The sequence below is a fragment of the Rhizobium sp. R339 genome, from assembly GCF_002211395.1.
In the GTDB taxonomy this organism is placed as follows: Bacteria; Pseudomonadota; Alphaproteobacteria; order Rhizobiales; family Rhizobiaceae; genus Rhizobium.
This window is the reverse complement of sequence record NZ_LOKV01000012.1, coordinates 502,156-520,497: the sequence shown is the minus strand read 5'-3', so window position 1 is coordinate 520,497 and position 18,342 is coordinate 502,156. Positions and strand designations below refer to the sequence as shown.

Below are 18,342 nucleotides of genomic sequence, written 5' to 3'. Positions count from 1 at the left end.
ACGGTCAGGAGATCCATTATCGAATGTCACATCTCGCTGCGCGTCAAGCCATGATCGCATCGGTATCCAAACCTTTGCCGGCATGACCGTGCAGCTTTTCAAATCGGCTGGCCGGCTGTTTCCTGTCGGCGCATGTCAGAAGCACGCTGCCATCGGCAGCACAGTGAAAATCAACCTTGCTCCCCGGAACGATGCCGAGCATGTCCTGGATCGGTTTGGGAATAGTCACCTGTCCTTTTGCGGTAACGGTCGTGGCCATATCCGAGCGCCTTTGTTCCTTTCCTAAGGGAGCCTATCACCCGAGGAATAGAATTTCGAGCCTCATGCTCGCCGCTAAGCCGCCATCGATTGGTAGAGCCAGTCGGAAAGCTTCTCACTCGCCATGCGCGCGCCGAGACCCGGAAGCAGCACATCATCCGTCAGCTGGACGCCGAAATAGGAGGTGGACGGATCGGTGACCACCTGCCGGCCGTCCTCATTTGCGGCGAGATAGATCCGGGCGATTTCGTCGATGCCGAACTGTTCCGGGCCGCCGATCTCGACGATATCACCCAAGGGCCTGCCGGCTGCCAGGTCCGCCAGGAATCCCGCGACGTCGTGTGCCGCGACTGGCCGCATGAAGGCCGGCGGCAGGTGGAGGACGTTGCCTCTGGCACCGATGTCGATCAGTCCGTTTATGAATTCGTAGAACTGGGTGGAGCGGAGGATCGTGTAAGGTCTGCCCGCAGCTCGGATGAGGTTTTCCTGCACCATCTTGGCGCGGAAATAGTCGCTTTCCACCAGGCGCGGCGTGCCGACGACCGAGAGCGCGAGATAATGCCCGACATCGGCTTCGGCCGCCGCGGCGAGCAGGTTCTTTGTCGAGGCCTTGAAGAAATCCAGGGCCGAACTGTCGCCGAACGATGCGGCGTTGGTTACGTCGACGACGGCTTCGGCCCCCGCCATGACCACTTCCAGGCCCTTGCCGGTTACCGTGTCGACGCCGAGCGACAATGACGCTGCCGTGACGTCGTGGCCCGACCGGCGCAGCTTTGCCGTAAGTTCAGTTCCGATAAGCCCGTTTGCTCCAACGACGGTGATTTTCATGTCGGCATCCTCTGCTTCAGCTCTTCCGCTTGCCTCGCGCGGATCGACAATGGCCGCAAAGCCGCACGCCTTCCATCATGCCCGAGGTCCGGCGCCCTGGACGCAGGGCGTAGCAGAGCCAGACCGAAGTCTAGGACCCCTTATCGGAAAAACAGGATTGCGCGCTCGCCCGAAAATTCCCGGCTACATTCCCGCGCAATGCATGGGTTTCCATGAGTTGCGGTTGTGATGCGGCGGGATTACGGTTCGAGCATGAGCTTGCCAGCGCCGAAATCGACACAGACTGCTGCAGGAAATGCTGACGATCCCCTGGCTTTCTCTGCCCGGCAGGAGCGGTTGCTGAGGAGCGTCTGGTCGCACCGTCCCCGCTTCCTGTATCTGGCGCTCTTCTTTCTCGGCTATGTCCTTGCCTGCGGCTTCGCGCAGTCGCTCGCAATCGTGCCGGGAACGGGTATTTCCATCTGGCCTCCCGGCGGCCTATTCGTCGCGACACTCATCCTCGCCCCCCGGCGCAGCTGGCCGTGGTGGATCCTGTCGGGCTGCCTGGCGGAGATGTTCGCCAATGCCCTGTGGTTCTTCAGTCCAGTCCTGGCAGCCCTTCTGATCTATGTCGGCAACGCCCTTGGAGCGGTGGTCGCGGCATGGCTGGTCAACCGGACGCTGAAGCACCCTGTTCGGATGGAAACTTTGCAGGAAGTTCTCACCTTCGTCATCCTGGCCGCCGGAATTGCGCCGATCGTCAGCGCGACCATCGGAAGCGCCACATTGGCCTGGTTCGCCATCCAGTCGCAATCCTTCGCGACCGCCTGGCCTCTATGGTGGGTGGGAGACGCGACCGGTGTCCTGATCGTCGCGCCGCTGGCGCTCGTCCTCTTCCACAGCTGGCGCGGCAAGACGCGGTTCTCGGCCGCGCAATGGGTGGAAGCCTGCGTGCTTGGGCTGATCTTTCTCGGCGTCGCCGCTCTGTCGCTGAGCGGCTATCTTCCCTTCGCCTATATCATCATGCCGCCGCTTCTCTGGGCCGCGGTCCGCTTCGAATTCAAGGGCGCTGCCGTATCGCTCGCTCTGCTGGCCCTGATCACCGCGATCTTCACGATCACAGGCGCGGGCCAATTTGCCGGCGATCCGGAGTCCCAGCGGCATAGGCAGGTCATGCTGCAGCTGTTTCTGGCCATCTCGGCCTTTTCGGCGCTGATCGTCGCGGCCATTTCCAGGCAGCACCAGCTGGCGGTATTCACATTGCGCCAAAACGTCGAGACGTTGCGCGACCGGGAACGGGAACTCTCGCAGCTCGTGGACATGGTGCCGAGCCATGTCTGGCGTCTGACGCCCGAGGGCGTGCCGACCTTCTTCAACAGGCGGATGGTCGATTTCCTCGGCATGGACGTGGCGGATATGGACAGGCCCGGCATCAGCCGGCTGGAGGCGCTTCAGGCCGCCGTCCATGCCGATGATGCGGCAGGCTTCGGCAACGCGCTTCGCCATTGCCTTGCCACCGGCGAAAACTTCGTCATGCGCTATCGGCTGCGCCGCGCCGACGGCAGCTACCGCTGGATGTCGAGCCGTGCCGAGCCGATGCGCGACGAAGCCGGAAACATCGTCCAGTGGTACGGACTTTGCCACGACATCGACGACCAGGTGCATGCCGAAGAGGCGTTGCGGCGAAGCGAGCAGCAGCTCCAGCAGATGATCGATGCCGTGCCTGTCCGCGTCTGGAGCGTGGAGCCGGCGGGCGGGTCGATTTATTTCAACAAGCGGTATCAGGATCATTTCCGCTCCGTCATCGCCGATTTCGACACTCGCGGCGAGCCGCGCATCGAAGATCTGCTGCAGCAACTGATCCACCCCGAGGATGCGCCCGACGTCCAGCGGACTTTGCAGAACTGCTTCGAAAGCGGCGGCGGCACGGCGATGCGGTTTCGCTGGCGCGAACAGGACGGCGTCTATCGCTGGGCCGAATGCCGGGTCGAGCCGCGGCGTGATGATGACGGCAAGGTCGTGCAGTGGTACGGCGTTTCGCTCGATATCGACGAGGAGGTGCGCGCGCTGGAAACCCTGCGCGAACGCGAGCGCGAGCTCTCGCAGCTCGTGGACATGGTCCCGGTCCAGATCAGGCGCCTGACGCCGAAGGGCGAGCCGGTCTTCTTCAACAAGCGGCTGATCGACTTTTTCGGTGTCGATGTCGAGGATATGGACAGGCCGGGCATGAGCCGTCTCTCGTCGGTCATCCATACCCTCGTCCATCCCGAGGATGCGTCGAGGCTGCTGGAGACGGTCCAGCGCTCCCTCGTCACCGGCGATCCCTTCTCGATCAAATACCGCATGCGCCGTTTCGACGGGGCATATCGCTGGGTCGACGGCCGGGCCGAGCCGCTGCGCGACCAAAGCGGCGCGATCACGCAATGGTATGTCATATCGGTCGATATCGACGACGAGATGCGCGCGCAGGAAGCGCTGCGCGACCGGGAGCGGGAGCTTTCGCAACTGGTGGACATGGTTCCGAGCCTGCTCTGGCGGCTCGATCCGCAGGGCAATCCGACCTTCTTCAATCAGCGCCTGATCGATTTTCTGGGTACCGGCATCGGCGATATGGAAAAGCCGGGCGTAAGCCCGCTGGCGGCCCTCATCGAAGCGGCCGTCCATCCGGACGATGCCGCCAGTCTCGCTGAAGCGCTCAACCATTCCTTCATGACCGGCGAGCGCTTCTCGAAACAGTATCGGCTGCGGCGCGCCGACGGCGTCTACCGCTGGGTGAAGGGCAGCGCCGAACCGTTGCGGGATGATAATGGCCGGATCGCGCAATGGTACGGGCTCTCGCATGACATCGACGATCAGCTGCGCATCGAGGAGGCTCTGCGAGAGAGGGAACGTTCGCTCTGGCAGATCGTCGAGACGCTGCCGGTCATGATCGATTGCGCGGCTCCCGATGGAGAGCCGGTCTATCGCAATCCGCAGCTCCGCGACTTTCTCGGATACAAGCTCGAAGAGCTGGATGGAACCGGCAAATCACGGCTCGCCGGCACGCTCGATGCCGGCGTTCACCCCGACGACCTTGCCGACGTCAAGGAGAAATACGCCTTGTCGCTCGCCACCGGCGAACCCTATGCGCGCAAGCATCGCCTGCGGCGGTTCGATGGCGAATATCGCTGGGTCGAGACGCGCGCCGCGCCGATGCGCAATGCCGAGGGTGCGATCGTGCAATGGAACGTGATCTGCCTCGATATCGATGGCGAAGTTCAGGCGCAGGAAGAGCTGCGCCTGACGCAGGAGGGCCTTGCCCGGGCAAGCCAGGCGGCGAGCCTGGCCGAGCTTTCCGCCTCCATCGCCCACGAGGTAAACCAGCCCCTGGCGGCCGTCGTGGCGAATTCGCACGCCTGCCAGCGCTGGCTGATGGCCGAGCCGCCGAACATGGAGCGGGCGCAAAGAACGGTCGAACGCATCATCCGGGATGCCAATTCGGCCGCCGAAGTCGTCAGCCGCATTCGCGCCCTGTTCAAGCAATCCGCCGACACGAGAGCTCGAACGACGCTCGCCGGCATTATCGACGAAGTGCGCAGCCTCATGGCCGACGAGGCCTGGCGGCGGCGTGTTCGCATCGAGGCCGATGTCGACGCCAATCTGCCGCTCGTTGCCATCGACCGCGTCCAGATTCAACAGGTTCTGATCAATCTCATCCGCAACGGCATCGAAGCGCTGGACGCAGAGACAAGCGACAGGGTGGTCGAGATACGCTCGCGTCATATCGGCAATGCCGTCCAGACCGAGGTCAGCGACCTCGGCCGGGGCATCGAGTCTCCCGAGAAGATGTTCGAGCCCTTCTTCACCACGAAGCAGAACGGCATGGGCATGGGACTGGCGATCTGCCGCTCGATCGTCGAATTGCACGGCGGAAGATTATGGGCGGACAAGAACGAACCGCGCGGAGCGACGTTGATCTTCACATTGCCCGTTGAAGCGAAGGCGGCGTCATGAAGGCCGACGACCATATTGTCTTCATCGTCGACGACGATGAACGCATTCGCGAGGCGCTCGGCGAGCTGCTGGCCTCGCACGGCATGCACGCTGTCGCCTTCGAGTCCGCCGGCGATTATGTCACGGCGGACAAGCCGGACCGGCCTGCCTGCCTCATTCTCGATATAGAGCTGCCCGATATCAACGGCCTCGACTTGCAGAGGCAAATCGCCGACGGCGATCATCCGCCGATCGTGTTCATCACCGGACATGGCGACATCCCCTCCTCGGTGCGCGCGATCAAGCGCGGCGCGGTGGATTTCCTCACCAAGCCGTTCAGCGACGAGGATCTCATGGCGGCTATCCACGCGGCTCTCGCCCAGGATCGGGAAAAGAGAGCCGAGCGCGCCGAACGCGACATGCTGAAACAGCATTATCTCGACCTGACGCCGCGCGAGCGAGAGGTGCTGCCGCTCGTCGTCAGTGGCCTTCTCAACAAGCAGGCGGCAGCCGAACTGGGGATCAGCGAAGTCACGCTGCAGATCCATAGAAGAAACGTGATGCAGAAGATGGCGGCGGCTTCACTCGCCGACCTCGTGCGCATCGCGGAGAAACTGCAAATACCGATAACCCACTCGCGCCGGGTGGGAGGGAATTGAACATGAACAAGACAAGACATGTCGTGGCAATCGTCGATGACGATCCGAGGCTTCTGGAATCGATGGGCGACCTGCTGGAATCGGCAGGCTATGTCGCCCGCGGCTTCTCGTCGGCGGGCTCGCTGCTCGTCAACGGGCTGTCGGACCTCGACCTGCTCATCACCGATATCGGAATGCCCGGCATCGACGGCTTCGAACTTCGCGATCTCGTCAGGAAATCGCGTCCGGAGCTGCCGGTCTTCCTGATCACGGGCCGCCACGAGATCGCCGATCAGGGCCGCGCTCAAGGCGCCGGCGGCTTCTTCCGCAAGCCTTTCGATGCCCAGGCCCTGCTCGCGGCCATCGCCAATGCTTTACACAAATCGAGAGATGGAGGGTGACATGAGAGTTGACCAGCCGTTCGTCCGGAGATCGGCGCCGTTGTCAGTGCAGCGCGGATGTGAGGAGGATCAGCCGCTCGTCATCATCGTGGATGACGACGCACCCCTTCGCGAGGCACTGTCCGAGCTGATCCTGTCGGCGGGTTTCCAACCGGTCAGCTTTGCCTCGACCCGCGAGTTGCTCGATGCTGATATATTGGACAGGCCCGGCTGCCTGATCCTCGATGTGCGCATGCCGGGGGCGAGCGGCCTTCACCTGCAGAGCCATCTGGCCGAAAACGGCGTCGTCAAGCCGATCATTTTCCTCACCGGCCATGGCGACATTCCCATGACCGTGCAGGCGATGAAAGCCGGTGCGGTGGACTTCCTCACCAAGCCGGTGCGGGACCAGACGCTGCTCGATGCTGTGACCGCGGCCATTGCCATGGACTGCGAGCGGCGGGCGGAAGCGGCGATCGCCAATCGCAACATCGAGCGGCTGGAGACGCTGACGCAGCGCGAGCGCGAGGTTCTCCATGAAGTCGCCCGCGGACGGCTGAATAAGCAGATCGCCTTCGATCTCGGCATCAGCGAAGTGACGGTCAAGCTGCATCGCAGCAATGTCATGCACAAGATGGAGGCCGGCTCGATCGGCGAGCTGATCCGGGCATGGGAAACCTTGCCCGTGCAAATGCGCCAGAGCGGATCGCGCTAGCTCAAGCCCCGAGCGCGATCCAAGGTGCGTGGACGCCAGTCCTCGCGCATAAGCTGCCGCCACTGTCCAATTTTTGCGAGTCCTATCCGATTCGCGCCAAAAACGACCATGCGGCGCCGGCAATGGGTTTCGACATCCCACCCATGCGTTATCTCTAAATTAAAGCTCGGGGATTTGCCTGGTTCCCGGCTTTGGTTCCCTAAAGGAGATCTCGCCTTGAACAATCGACCGCCCGCCGCGCCTTCCCCTGAGGTCAACCCTTTCGACAACGAGGCCAACCTCCTGTCGGCCATGGGCAATGCCAAACGGCTTCACATCCTGCATCTGTTGACCGAGGGCGAAATGTCCGTGTCCATCCTGGCCGACGAGGTGGGGTTGAGCCAGTCTTCCACATCCCAGCATTTGGCGATTCTCCGAGAACAGGATCTCGTACAGACCCGAAGGGCTGCCCAGACGATCTATTATTCGCTTCAATCCGGCGCGGCGAGAGCCGTGCTCGATACGCTCGCCGACATCTTCGGATCGCATCCTCGCACCGGAGTCGAGCACGTGCGGGCCGTAAACGCCTGAAGAAATGACGAAGCGCTGCTCTTGCCGCTATCCCTGATGAACGTTTGATGTACGCCTCCTAGACCACGGTGTGATTACGTCTCCATCGCACATGGAGATAATGAACCGCATCAGGAACGGTCAGGAGGAGACGGCCATGAACATGGACAATATCTCCTGCATCGACCGCAACCCGAAGAGCTGATTCCATTGCGCATGCGCTCAGGATCGGCCAACGGCATGGAGATGATCATGGACGTATATGAGGCAGTCACAAGCCGGCGGTCGGTGCGCGGATTCAAGAACCAGCCTGTGGCGAAGGAGATACTCGAGCGGGTGCTCTCCGCCGCGGCCTGGTCGCCGTCAGGATCGAACATTCAGCCGTGGAACACCTACGTGATGACCGGCGCGGCGCTGGCCGAACTCAAGACATCAGCCGTCGAGCGCGTGGCTCACGGCACCGCTTGGGACAAGCGGCAATATGAAATGTATCCATCCGCGCTGAAGACCCCGTATGGCGAGCGCCGATCCGCCTTCGGCAAGGAGCGTTACAGCGCGCTCGGCATTGCGCGCGAGGACTGGGAGGCGCGCCAGCGGGCAGCGATCGCCAACTGGAATTGCTTCGGAGCGCCGGCCGCCCTGTTCTGCTATATCGATCGTGAGCTGGGCCTGCCCCAATGGGCCGACGTCGGCATGTATCTGCAGACCGTCATGCTGCTGCTGCGCGCCGAAGGCCTGCACAGCTGCCCGCAAATGGCGTGGTCACAGGTGCGAGAGACGGTCGCCGAGGCCTTGTCGCCCCCGGACGGGCTTATCCTCTTCTGCGGCATGTCGATCGGGTACGAGGACCCCGCGATCAATTTTGCCCGTACGGGCCGCGCTCCTCTCGCCGAGACGGTCACATTCGTCGGCGACTAGCTGCTTGCGCTGAGAGCACCAGAAACTCCTTCCATGATCCTTGCGGGAGAACGCCATGACCACGCATAAAGTAGGCTATCTCATCGGGAGCCTCGCCAAGGGCTCGATCAATCGCAAGCTCGCCAAGGCGCTGGTGCGGCTCGCCCCGCCGGAGCTTGAAATGTCGGAGATATCCTTCAAGGAGTTGCCGCTCTACAGCTATGACTACGACGCCGACTTCCCGCCGGCCGGCAGGGCGTTCAAGGCTGATATCGCAGCCGTCGACGCCGTGCTGTTCGTCACGCCCGAATACAATCGATCCATACCCGGCGGGCTGAAAAACGCAATCGACTGGGCGAGCCGCCCCTACGGCACCAACTCCTTCACCCACAAGCCGTCGGCGGTCATCGGCACATCGCCGGGCGCCATAGGCACAGCCGTCGCCCAGCAGAATTTGCGCAGCGTGCTCAGCTTCTGCAACTCTCCCCAGATGAATGCCCCGGAAGCATACATCCAGTTCACGCCGGGACTGATCACCGATGACGGCGAGGTCACGAACGCCGCCACCGCCGATTTCCTTCGCAAATTCATGCAGGATTTCCATGTCTTCATCGCAAGGGTCCGCTCGGTGCTGCCGAGAGATGCCTAAAGCGCTTTAATAATTGGCTGCCTCCCTGCGGCGGCAGCCAATTCCCGATTTTCGAGCGACGTCTTCAAGCGAAGGCGTAGGAACCATCAGGCCGCTTCGGCACGCGCCGCTGCCAATGGATGTAGCCTTCCTCCTGCATTGCCTTCTCGTCCATTTCGACGCCCCAGCCCGGCCGGTCGGGACGCAGTTCGAGATAACCGTCCTTCGGCAGGTAGGGATCGACGACGTAGCGGGTTTCGCCCTGCCGCTGCTCGATATCGAGCCCGCCATAGACATAGGCCTGTCCCTTGGGAAGCCGGTACTCGAGGATGCGGAAATTCTGCGCCGCGGCCGAGAAATGCACGTTGACGGCGGTGGCCAGCGGCCCCATCGGATTGTGCGGCGCCACGCCGACGAAGAAGGCTTCGGCAAGGGTGGCGATACGGCGCATTTCGCTGATGCCGCCGACGACGCAGATATCGGGCTGGATGAGATCGGCGCCCTTGACCTGCAGCAGCCGCAGGAACTCGTTCCTGTTGTAGAGCGATTCACCGGTCGCAAGCGTGCAGTTGAGGCCCTGCTTCAAGTCGCCCCAAGCCTCGATATTCTCCGGACGCAGCGGCTCCTCGAAGAACAGAGGATCGTAAGGCGCCAGCGCATTGCCGAGTTGGCGCGCGGCGATCGGCTCGAAGATCTTGGCATGGGCGTCGAAGGCGATCTCGTATTCGTCGCTGACCGTCTCGCGAAGCGAGCGGAAATAATCCGCCGAGGCCTTCACGACATTGCCCCAGCGATTGGAGTGCATGTCGATCCGCCAGGGGCTGAGCTTGAAGGCGGTGAAGCCCCAGCCTTCCTTCAGGCGATCGAACTCCTCGCGGGCCGCCGGCGCATCGGGGGCGGTATAGACCCCGGCATAGACCTTGATGCGGTCGCGCACCTCGCCGCCGAGCAGCTTGTAGACAGGCACGTTCGCCGCCTTGGCCGCGAGGTCCCACAGGCAATGGTCGAGCGCGGAGATCGCGGCAAGGCCGAGCGCACCAGGCGGGAAGCGGCTCTGCTGGATCAGCAGATTGACGAGATATTCGACGCGTGTCGGGTCCTGGCCCGATATAAATCCGTAGAGATAGTCGAGCAGCGGCGGCAACGCCTTGTCCGGGCCGTGATTGTAGCATTCGCCCCAGCCGGTGAGCCCGTCATCGGTATCGAGCGCGACGATCACGCGGGGGCGGTCCTTGTCGCGGGTCATGAAAACCCGCATCCGGTCGATTTTCATCATTCTGTCCTTCTAGCGATTGAAATAGCTGCGGCGCGCCACGCGCGTCTGCACGTAAACGTGCTGGTCATAGGTCCCGGGATTGTAGGCGCCGCTTCCCTCCGGCACGGGCACGGAGACATTGCCGCCACTCGGGAAGCGCGCGACGAATTCTTCATCGATATCGCAGCCGAGGCCCGGGGCGTCGGGCACCGCGATCAAGCCGTCGACCTGCTGCGGGTGCGGCACGATCGTCTGGCGGCGGCCCTCCCAATCATCGTCGAGCCGTTCGAGTATCAGCGCGTTCGGGATGGAGGCGAGCAGATGCAGCGCCGCATATTCCGCCACCGGTCCAAGCGAGCCGGAATGCGGCGCCATCTGGATATGATGCGCCTCGGCCATGGCGGCGATCTTCTTCATCTGGGTGATGCCGCCCGCCCGGCCGGTATCCGGCTGGATCACATCGACCAGCTCTTTCTCGATCAGTTCGCGCTCGCCGAAAATGGTGGCCGAGCGCTCGCCGGCCGCAAGCGGCAGATGCGCGGCGTCGCGGATGCGCTTGTAGCCTTCGATATTGTCCGGTGCGATCGGATCTTCCACCCACATGAGCTCATAGGGTTCGAGCGCCCGCACCAGCCGGCAGGCATCCGCGGGTGTCAGCCATGGCGGTCCGTGCAGGTCGATCGCGATATCCATGTCGTCGCCGACGGCATCGCGCAGCGCCGCAACCTTGCGGACGGGATCGGCCACCCCGCCGCATTTAATCGCCTTGATGCCCCGCGCCTTGAGAGCAAGCGCACCCCCCGGCGTATTCGCATGCGAATAGATCGGGATCCTGTCGCGCACCTTGCCGCCGAGCAGCATCCAGACGGGCACGCCGAGCGCCTTGCCCTTGATGTCCCAGAGCGCCATGTCGATGCCGGTCATCGCGCCGCCTCCGACCGTGCCGAGCATGCCGTGACCCATCATGGCGATATGCATCTTCTGCCAGAGGCGCTCGATATGGGCGGGGTCCTCTCCGATCAGCAGCGGCGCGAGATCGCGGATCGCCATCTCGACGACACGCGGCCAGCCCGAGCATTCGCCGATGCCGGTGATGCCCTCGTCGGTATCGATCTTCAGAAAGAGCCAGTTCCTAGTGCCGCCGAACTGCTTGGAGGCGCCACTGCCGGACTGTCGATCGGCTGCCCATTTCGAAGGGTCCGGCTGGCCGACATGCATGAGAAATGTTCTGATACCGGTGATCTTCATCTCTGCGCGCTCCCGTTCTTCAGGTTCTCCGGCTCGACATAACGGAAACGCCTGGAATGATCCCGGTCGCGCGGATCGGGGCGCGGGATCGCCGAAAGGAGGGCCTGCGTATAGGCGTGCTCGGGCGTGCTGCAGACCTTCTCCGCATCGCCGATTTCGACGAGCTGGCCCTTGTACATGACGCCGACGCGATCGCACATGTAGCGGATGACGCCGATGTCATGGCTGATGAAGATGTAGGCGAGCCCGAGCTGGTCCTGCAGGCGCATGAGAAGATCGAGCACCTGCGAGCGCACGGAGACGTCGAGCGCCGAGGTCGCCTCGTCGGCGACGATGACGCGCGGATCGAGCGTGATGGCGCGGGCGATGCCGATGCGCTGGCGCTGGCCGCCGGAGAAGGCGTGCGGGTAGCGCTCGCGCGCCCGCGGATCGAGACCGACCTGCTCCATGAGGTGGCAGACGCGCTCATCCAGCGCCCGTCCCCTGGCGATACCGTTGACCAGCAGCGGTTCGCCGATGATCTGCGAGACGGTCATGCGCGGATTGAGCGAGCCGAAGGGATCCTGGAACACCATGCGCAATTCGCGGCGTGCGGCGGCAAGCGTTGGCCCTTTCGCCGTCGCCAGATCGATGATGTCGCCGCTGGCGTTGCGATAGAGGATTTCGCCGGCGGAGGGATCGATCAGCCGCATGATCGAGCGGCCCATGGTCGTCTTGCCGGACCCGCTCTCGCCAACGATGCCGAGCGTTTCGCCCGGCAGCAGCGAGATGGAGACATCGTTCAGAGCCTTCACTTCGCCGAAATCCATCGACACGTTACGCAGCTCGAGGATCGGCGCCTTCGTCCTGTCGAGCGGCGGGCGCGCCAGGCGGATCTCGGCCTTTTGCTCCAGCTTCAGGACCGAGCAGATCAGCATGCGGGTATAGTCGTCCTGCGGCGCGTGGAAAATCTGCTCGACCGGCCCGTATTCCTTCGCCACGCCATTGTGCATGACGAGCACGTCGTCGGCGATCTGCGCCACCACGCCCATGTCATGGGTGATGAAGAGCACGGCCATGCCGTTGGCCTTCTGCAACCTTCCGATCAGGTCGAGGATTTCGGCCTGCGTGGTGACGTCGAGGGCAGTCGTCGGTTCGTCGGCGATCAGGAGCTGCGGCTTGCAGGCGAGCGCCATGGCGATCATCGCGCGCTGGCGCATGCCGCCGGAATATTGGAAGGCATAACGATCCAGCGCCTTTTCCGGCGAGGGAATTTCCACCTGCTTCAGCAGCGATATGGCTTCCGCCCGCGCCTCCGCCTTGCTCATCCGGGTGTGAAGGCGAAGCGCCTCGACGATCTGGTTGCCGACCGTGTGGATCGGCGACAGCGACGACATCGGCTCCTGGAAGATCATCGCGATGTCGCGGCCGCGGATCGCGCGGATCTGGCGGCCGCGCGGATTGAGGCTGGTGAGATCGGTCGAGACGCCCTTCTGATCGTTCAGGACGATCGATCCGCCGGCAATGCGGCCGGGCGCATCGACGATCTGCAGGATCGAGCGCGCCGTCACCGACTTGCCGGAGCCGCTTTCACCGACGACGCAGAGCGTCTTGCCCGGTTCGATCGAGAAGGAGAGATCGCGGACGGCGCGGAAGACGCCGGTGCGCAGAGGGAATTCGACCGTGAGGTTCTTCACCTCGAGCAGCGGCCTGCCGGCAATGGGAATGATATCGGTCATGCCGGCCTCATTTGTTGTAGGGGTCGGCCGCATCGCGCAGGCCGTCGCCGAGAAGGTTGAGCGCCATGACGGCGACCACGACGGCGCAGCCCGGCATGAAGAGCCAGGGTGCGGTGGCGATCGAGCGGATGTTCTGGGCCTCGCGCAGCAGCACGCCCCAGGAGATCGTCGGCGGCTGCAGCCCGAGCCCCAGGAAAGAGAGCGAGGTTTCGGCGAGGATCATCGCCGGCACCGCAAGGGTGATCGAAGCGATGATGTGGCTCGCGAAACTCGGCAGCATATGGCGGAAAATGATGCGTCTTTCGCGGACACCGTCGAGCCTTGCGGCGGCGACGAACTCCTCGGTGCGCAGCGACAGGAAGCGGCCGCGCACGACGCGGGCGAGCTGCGCCCAGCCGGTCAGCGACAGGATGATGGTGATCATCATATATTGCAGCGTCGCCGGCCAGCCCTGCGGCAGCGCTGCCACCATGGCGAGCCAGATCGGGATGGTCGGCAGCGCCAGGACGAAATCGATCAGCCGCTGCATGAAGAAGTCGATGCGGCCGCCGTAGTATCCCGAGATGCCGCCGAGCACGATGCCGAGCATCAGTGAGAAGAAGACGCCGACAAGGCCGATGGACAGGGAGACTTGCGAGCCCTGCACCGTCCGGCTGAAGACGTCGCGTCCAAGCCTGTCGGCTCCAAAGAGCAGCAGCGGCGTGGTCTTATCCGGCGAGGCGAGGAGGTGGATGTTCGTGTTGAAGAGGCCGAGCACGGAATATTCATAGCCGCGGCCGAAGAACTGCACGTCAATCCGCTTCGTCGTATCTTCCTTGAAGATGGCGGCAAGCGTTTCCGGATCGCGCGTCAGCTTCATCGGATAATAATGCAGGCCGAAGGAGAAGCCGCTCGTCGTATCGATGAGATGCACTCTCTGCGGCGGGTGGAAGGTCGCCCGCGCATTCTGCAGGTTCGGATCGTTGATGGCGAAAAAGCCGGGAACCAGCGCGACGATATACATCATCACGGTGACGACGAGCGCCACCATGGCCAGCTTGTGCCGGCGGAAAGCCCACCAGATGAGCTGCCATTGCGACGCGACGGCGGCGCGGTCCGGCTGCAGGTTTGTAATGGTGATGTCGGCCACATCAGCCTCCTATTCCAAGCGGATGCGGGGATCGACCAGCGCCAGAAGAATGTCGCTGATCAGGGAGCCGATCAGCGTCAGCGCGCAGATCAGGAGCACGAAGGCGCCGGCGAGATACATGTCCTGCGCCATCAGCGCCTGTAGCAGGAGGGGTGCTGCCGTCGGCAGATTGAGGACGATGGCGACGACGACCGAACCGGAAATCAGGTTGGGCAGCAGCCAGGCGATCGTCGAGATGAACGGGTTGAGCGCGATCATCAGAGGATATTTCATCAGCAGCCGAAATTCGGAGAGACCCTTCGCCCGGGCCGTCACCACGTAGGGTTTCGGCAGCTCGTCCAGCATGTTGGCGCGCATGACGCGGATGAGGCTCGCCGTCGAGGAGACGGCGAGAATGATGACGGGAAGCCAGAGATGGCTCAGCAGATCGAGCATCTTGGCGATGCTCCAGGACGCGGTCTCATATTCCGGCGAGAAGAGCCCGCCGACATCCTGGCCGAACTCGACCGCCGCCACATACATCAGCACCAGCGCCAGCAGGAAAGACGGGATGGACAGGCCGAAGAAGGTGAAGGCGGTGAAGAAATAGTCGCCGATCGAATATTTCTTCACGGCGGAGAAGACGCCGATCGGCAGCGCGATCGCCCAAGTGGCGATCAATGTCGAGAGCGCCAGAACCAGCGTCAGCGCCATCCGCTCCCAGATGAGGTCCGAGACCGGCTGCTGCCATTCGAAGGAAATGCCGAAATCGCCGCGCGAGAGGATGCCCCATATCCATTTGAAATATTGGACGAGCATCGGATCGTCGAGGCCGAAGCGCTCGCGCAGTTGCGCGGCCGTGTTCTGGTCGACGATCTCATTGGATGCCGCGAGCGTCGCGATATAGGTCGTGACATAATCGCCCGGCGGCAGCTGGATCAGCACGAAAGCCAGGAAGCTGACGGCGAAAAGCGATGGAATCATCCATAAAAAGCGTTTGGCGATGAACACCAGCATTGAGGCGTCTCCCGACTTGGACGCCGCCCTCCGTCCCTTTCGGCTTCAGGCCGGCAAGGTTTCGGAGGGCGAACTTGAATGAAAGCGCCGTGCCCGAGGGTACGGCGCTCGAAAATCGACATCAGCTCGTGAAGGTGAATTGCTGCGGCAGCGCGGGACCAGGATTGGGCCAGGACCAGCTGTCCGGCTCCTTCTCGGGCACGTTGCGCAGATTGTTGCGGATGATGCCGAAGCCGCCGACGGCGAGGCAAAGCCCGACGGTCTCGAATTCTTCCGCCGCGATGTCGAAGATCTGCTTCATGATCGCACCGCGCTTGTCGAGATCGGCCGTAGACCGCGCCTCGTCGAAGAGCTTCATGCGCTTCTTCTGGCTTTCCGGCGGCTCTTCGCCGCGCGCGCCGTTGGACGTGTACCAGAGCGTCCACGGAATGGCGTAGCGCGATCCCTGCGGATGGAAGGCGAAGAAATCGCGCGGATCAAGCATCGGGTCGAGACCGCCCGGTCCCGGCCAGACGGCCGCATCATGGGCATTGTCGTCGCCGCGGGTATAATAGAGCGCCCGCTCGATCGTGTTGACCTTCATGTCGACGCCGATCTGGGCCCAGTGCGCCTTGACCAGTTCGAGCGCGTCGACGAGGTCCGGATAGAGCGTCGGGATGACGTCGATCGAGAAGAACACCTTCTGCCCGTCCGGCCGAACGCGCATGCCGTCGGCGCCCTTCTTGTAGCCGGCCTCATCAAGCATGGCGCCCGCCTTGTCGGGATCATATTCTGTGAACTGGCGCGCATATTTCTCATTGTACCAGGGATGGCTCGGACGCGGTCCGGCCTGGTAAGGCTCGCTCTGGCCGAAATACACGATGTCGATCAGTTCCTGGCGATTGATGCCGATCGACAGCGCCTGCCGGAACGCCTTGTCGGCAAACATCTTGCGCATGGCAGGATCTTTGTGGGTGATGTTGAAATAGATCTGGCACTGCTGCGCGGCCGAGGGAACGAGCGTCAGCAGGCGGTAATCGCCCTTCTGCATGTTCTGGGAGAGCGTCGGCTTGTTGGCGAGCACGCTGATATGGCGCTCCTGGATGTCGATCTTCCCGGAGATGACGTTCAGCATCAGCGATTCCACGTCCTGCGAAATGCCGAAATTGACCTCGTCGATGTAGGGAAGCTGGTTGCCCGATGTATCGACCTGCCAGAAATAAGGGTTGCGGGTCATGACGACGCGCGTCGCGCCGCCGACATAGGGCTCCTTGACGACCCAGGGATCGAGCGTCGGCTTGTCGACATTGCCCCATCTGGTCGGGATCTCGATATCGCCGCAGCGGCTGCGGAAGAGTTCCGTCCAACTGGTGACGCCTGCCTTCTTGGTATCGGCCTCGATGTTCGGGTTATATTTCGGCAGGAACTGGCTGCAATAATGCTTGGGAAAGAGCGTCGGATGCTGGCCGAGCGGCGTGGCGAGGTTTTCCAGGTAGAGCGCGTTGGCCGCAGCAAAGGTGAATTTCACCGTATAGTCGTCGATCTTCTCGACGTTGACCGCCTTGCCGGCGACGGAAAGCTGCGCCGGCGTGGCGCTGTAAAGCTCGGTGTTCTTGACGCAGTCCTCGATTGCGAACACCACGTCGTCGGCCGTGAAGGGATGGCCGTCGGACCAGCGCACGCCTTCGATCAGATGGAAGGTGAATTGCGTCGCGTCGTCGCTGACCTCCCAGCGTTCGGCGAGGTTCGGCTCCACCGCGGTAAATTCCAGATTCCAGCGCACGAGGCTCTGGTTGCCGACCATGCGCAGGATGCCGTTATGGTCGGATGAACCGCGCAAGCCGCGGCGCAGCGTGCCGCCATACGTACCGACCTTCTCGAACGGCGTCACCACCATCGGCTTCTTCGGCAGGCGCTCGGCAAGCGGCGGCAGCTTGCCGTCCTTGACGAGTTCCGCCAGCGCCGGCGCTTCGCCGCCCGCCGCAAAAGCGCGCCCGGCGATGGACAGTGCCGCGGCGCCGGCCATGCCACCGAGAACGGCGCGGCGGGTGACACCGCGAGACAGAATTTCATTGGGCATCGATTCCTCCCCTTTTATGCCGGAACAGGCTTGTCCCGCTTGGCACGGCAGGCTCCCGGCCTGCCGTTTTGCGCCCTCCTCGGCGCTGGGAGGAAACCATAGACACGTTCCCAGATGATTACAAGAGTTGACAGATAATTACAGATTCGATAGCGATGCAGCATCAAACGGGGCGCCCAAGCCGTTGGGAAGATAGCCTTGGGGGGAGAAAAAACGGCTGATCTGTCAGATGCTGTCCAGCAGCCACAGCGTGGCCGCGGGCGGCGCGGCGCCATCCCGGCGCATGATCGAGCAGGCATATTCGGCTTCTGCTCGCCAGCCGGAAAGGCGACGGCTGAATTTGCCGCGTGGCGGGAGAGAAAAGGACGATAATGACATTCGCAGTCGACGCCGTTCCCACCAGAGGCGCAACGCGCTTCAGCGACATCATCTACGAGAAGATCGTAGGGATGATCGTGGACGGCAAATTTCCGGTAAACGAGCGGCTGCCGTCGGAGACGAAGCTCGCCACCGATTTCGGCGCCTCGCGGCCCGTCGTGCGCGAGGCCCTGGAGCGGCTCAGAACCGACGGCCTCATCGTCTCGCGCAAGGGGTCCGGCTCCTATGTCCGGCAGCGGCCGGATTCGTCGATGCTGAAGATGGTTCCGGTCGGCTCGCTCGCCGACGTGCAGCGCTTCTTTGAATTCCGCGCCGGGCTCGAGGCCGAGGCCGCGGAGCTTGCCGCACGCAACTGGCAGCCGGCCGACAAGGAACGGATCACGGCGGCGCTGGTCGCGATCGAGCAATGTCTGGGGAACGGCGAGCTCGGCGCCGAAGAAGACCAGGCGCTGCATGATGCGATCGCGATGGCGACCGGCAATCAGTTTCACATCACCGTGCGCGAATGGTTCCAGCCGCACTTCGCCATCGGCCATTCGGTAACGCGAAGCCTCAGCCTGAAGCGCACGCCGGAGCAGATCCGCAGCGTCCAGGACGAACACGCGGTGATCGTGGAGGCGATCTTCGCGCGGCGGGAAACCGAAGCCCACGATGCGATGAAGAAACACATACTGAATGCGCGCGCCCGCATGTTCCAGGGGGTTTGAGCGATGAC

The 18,342-nt window shown here is 62.9% G+C and carries 16 protein-coding genes; 8 read left to right on the top strand and 8 right to left on the bottom strand.

The window, feature by feature from the left end:
* Window positions 1-43: 43 nt before the first annotated feature.
* On the bottom strand, window positions 44-259 hold the full coding sequence (locus tag ATY76_RS16505) for an AbrB/MazE/SpoVT family DNA-binding domain-containing protein (RefSeq protein ID WP_088675802.1): 216 nt from the start codon (window positions 257-259) through the stop codon (window positions 44-46).
* Between the two features lie 74 nt (window positions 260-333).
* A complete protein-coding gene (locus ATY76_RS16500) occupies window positions 334-1,086 on the bottom strand; it encodes an NAD(P)H-binding protein (protein WP_088675801.1) in 753 nt (250 codons plus the stop codon).
* Between the two features lie 339 nt (window positions 1,087-1,425).
* Here ATY76_RS16500 and ATY76_RS16495 point away from each other — a divergent pair, with 339 nt between their 5' ends.
* From ATY76_RS16495 to ATY76_RS16465, 7 genes are all read left to right on the top strand, one after another.
* Complete coding sequence (locus ATY76_RS16495) at window positions 1,426-5,058, top strand: PAS domain-containing protein (RefSeq protein WP_088676079.1); 3,633 nt, start codon at window positions 1,426-1,428, stop codon at window positions 5,056-5,058.
* Window positions 5,055-5,696: a response regulator gene (locus ATY76_RS16490; RefSeq protein WP_088675800.1), complete on the top strand. Its 642-nt coding sequence runs from the start codon at window positions 5,055-5,057 to the stop codon at window positions 5,694-5,696. The genes ATY76_RS16495 and ATY76_RS16490 overlap by 4 nt, the downstream gene beginning before the upstream one ends.
* 2 nt (window positions 5,697-5,698) lie before the next feature.
* Window positions 5,699-6,076: a response regulator gene (locus tag ATY76_RS16485; RefSeq protein WP_088675799.1), complete on the top strand. Its 378-nt coding sequence runs from the start codon at window positions 5,699-5,701 to the stop codon at window positions 6,074-6,076.
* A 1-nt stretch (window position 6,077) separates the two neighbouring features.
* Window positions 6,078-6,770 (top strand): response regulator transcription factor, encoded by a 693-nt coding sequence (locus ATY76_RS16480; protein ID WP_088675798.1) that lies wholly within the window; start codon window positions 6,078-6,080, stop codon window positions 6,768-6,770.
* A gap of 216 nt (window positions 6,771-6,986) precedes the next feature.
* Entirely contained in the window at window positions 6,987-7,340 is a 354-nt protein-coding gene (locus ATY76_RS16475) for a metalloregulator ArsR/SmtB family transcription factor (RefSeq protein ID WP_088675797.1), read from the top strand.
* A gap of 231 nt (window positions 7,341-7,571) precedes the next feature.
* Window positions 7,572-8,237 carry a nitroreductase gene (locus tag ATY76_RS16470; protein WP_088676078.1) on the top strand — a complete coding sequence of 222 codons (666 nt, stop codon included), beginning with the start codon at window positions 7,572-7,574 and terminating at the stop codon, window positions 8,235-8,237.
* A 55-nt stretch (window positions 8,238-8,292) separates the two neighbouring features.
* A complete protein-coding gene (locus tag ATY76_RS16465; protein WP_088675796.1) occupies window positions 8,293-8,865 on the top strand; it encodes an NADPH-dependent FMN reductase in 573 nt (190 codons plus the stop codon).
* Between the two features lie 64 nt (window positions 8,866-8,929).
* Here the strand turns inward: ATY76_RS16465 and ATY76_RS16460 are convergent, their stop codons facing one another.
* The 6 genes from ATY76_RS16460 to ATY76_RS16435 form a co-directional block, all read right to left on the bottom strand.
* A complete protein-coding gene (locus ATY76_RS16460) occupies window positions 8,930-10,117 on the bottom strand; it encodes a galactarate dehydratase (RefSeq protein ID WP_088676077.1) in 1,188 nt (395 codons plus the stop codon).
* 12 nt (window positions 10,118-10,129) lie between these two features.
* Entirely contained in the window at window positions 10,130-11,347 is a 1,218-nt protein-coding gene (locus ATY76_RS16455; RefSeq protein WP_088675795.1) for a mandelate racemase/muconate lactonizing enzyme family protein, read from the bottom strand.
* A complete protein-coding gene (locus ATY76_RS16450; RefSeq protein ID WP_088675794.1) occupies window positions 11,344-13,065 on the bottom strand; it encodes an ABC transporter ATP-binding protein in 1,722 nt (573 codons plus the stop codon). Before ATY76_RS16450 ends, ATY76_RS16455 begins: the two co-directional genes overlap by 4 nt.
* A gap of 7 nt (window positions 13,066-13,072) precedes the next feature.
* Complete coding sequence (locus tag ATY76_RS16445; RefSeq protein WP_088675793.1) at window positions 13,073-14,194, bottom strand: ABC transporter permease; 1,122 nt, start codon at window positions 14,192-14,194, stop codon at window positions 13,073-13,075.
* Window positions 14,195-14,203: 9 nt separating this feature from the next.
* Entirely contained in the window at window positions 14,204-15,190 is a 987-nt protein-coding gene (locus ATY76_RS16440; RefSeq protein ID WP_088675792.1) for an ABC transporter permease, read from the bottom strand.
* Window positions 15,191-15,311: 121 nt separating this feature from the next.
* Window positions 15,312-17,249 carry an ABC transporter substrate-binding protein gene (locus ATY76_RS16435; protein ID WP_088675791.1) on the bottom strand — a complete coding sequence of 646 codons (1,938 nt, stop codon included), beginning with the start codon at window positions 17,247-17,249 and terminating at the stop codon, window positions 15,312-15,314.
* A 371-nt stretch (window positions 17,250-17,620) separates the two neighbouring features.
* On the opposite strand from ATY76_RS16435, the gene ATY76_RS16430 reads away from it, so the two are divergent.
* A complete protein-coding gene (locus tag ATY76_RS16430) occupies window positions 17,621-18,334 on the top strand; it encodes a FadR/GntR family transcriptional regulator (RefSeq protein WP_088675790.1) in 714 nt (237 codons plus the stop codon).
* Window positions 18,335-18,342 lie beyond the last annotated feature (8 nt).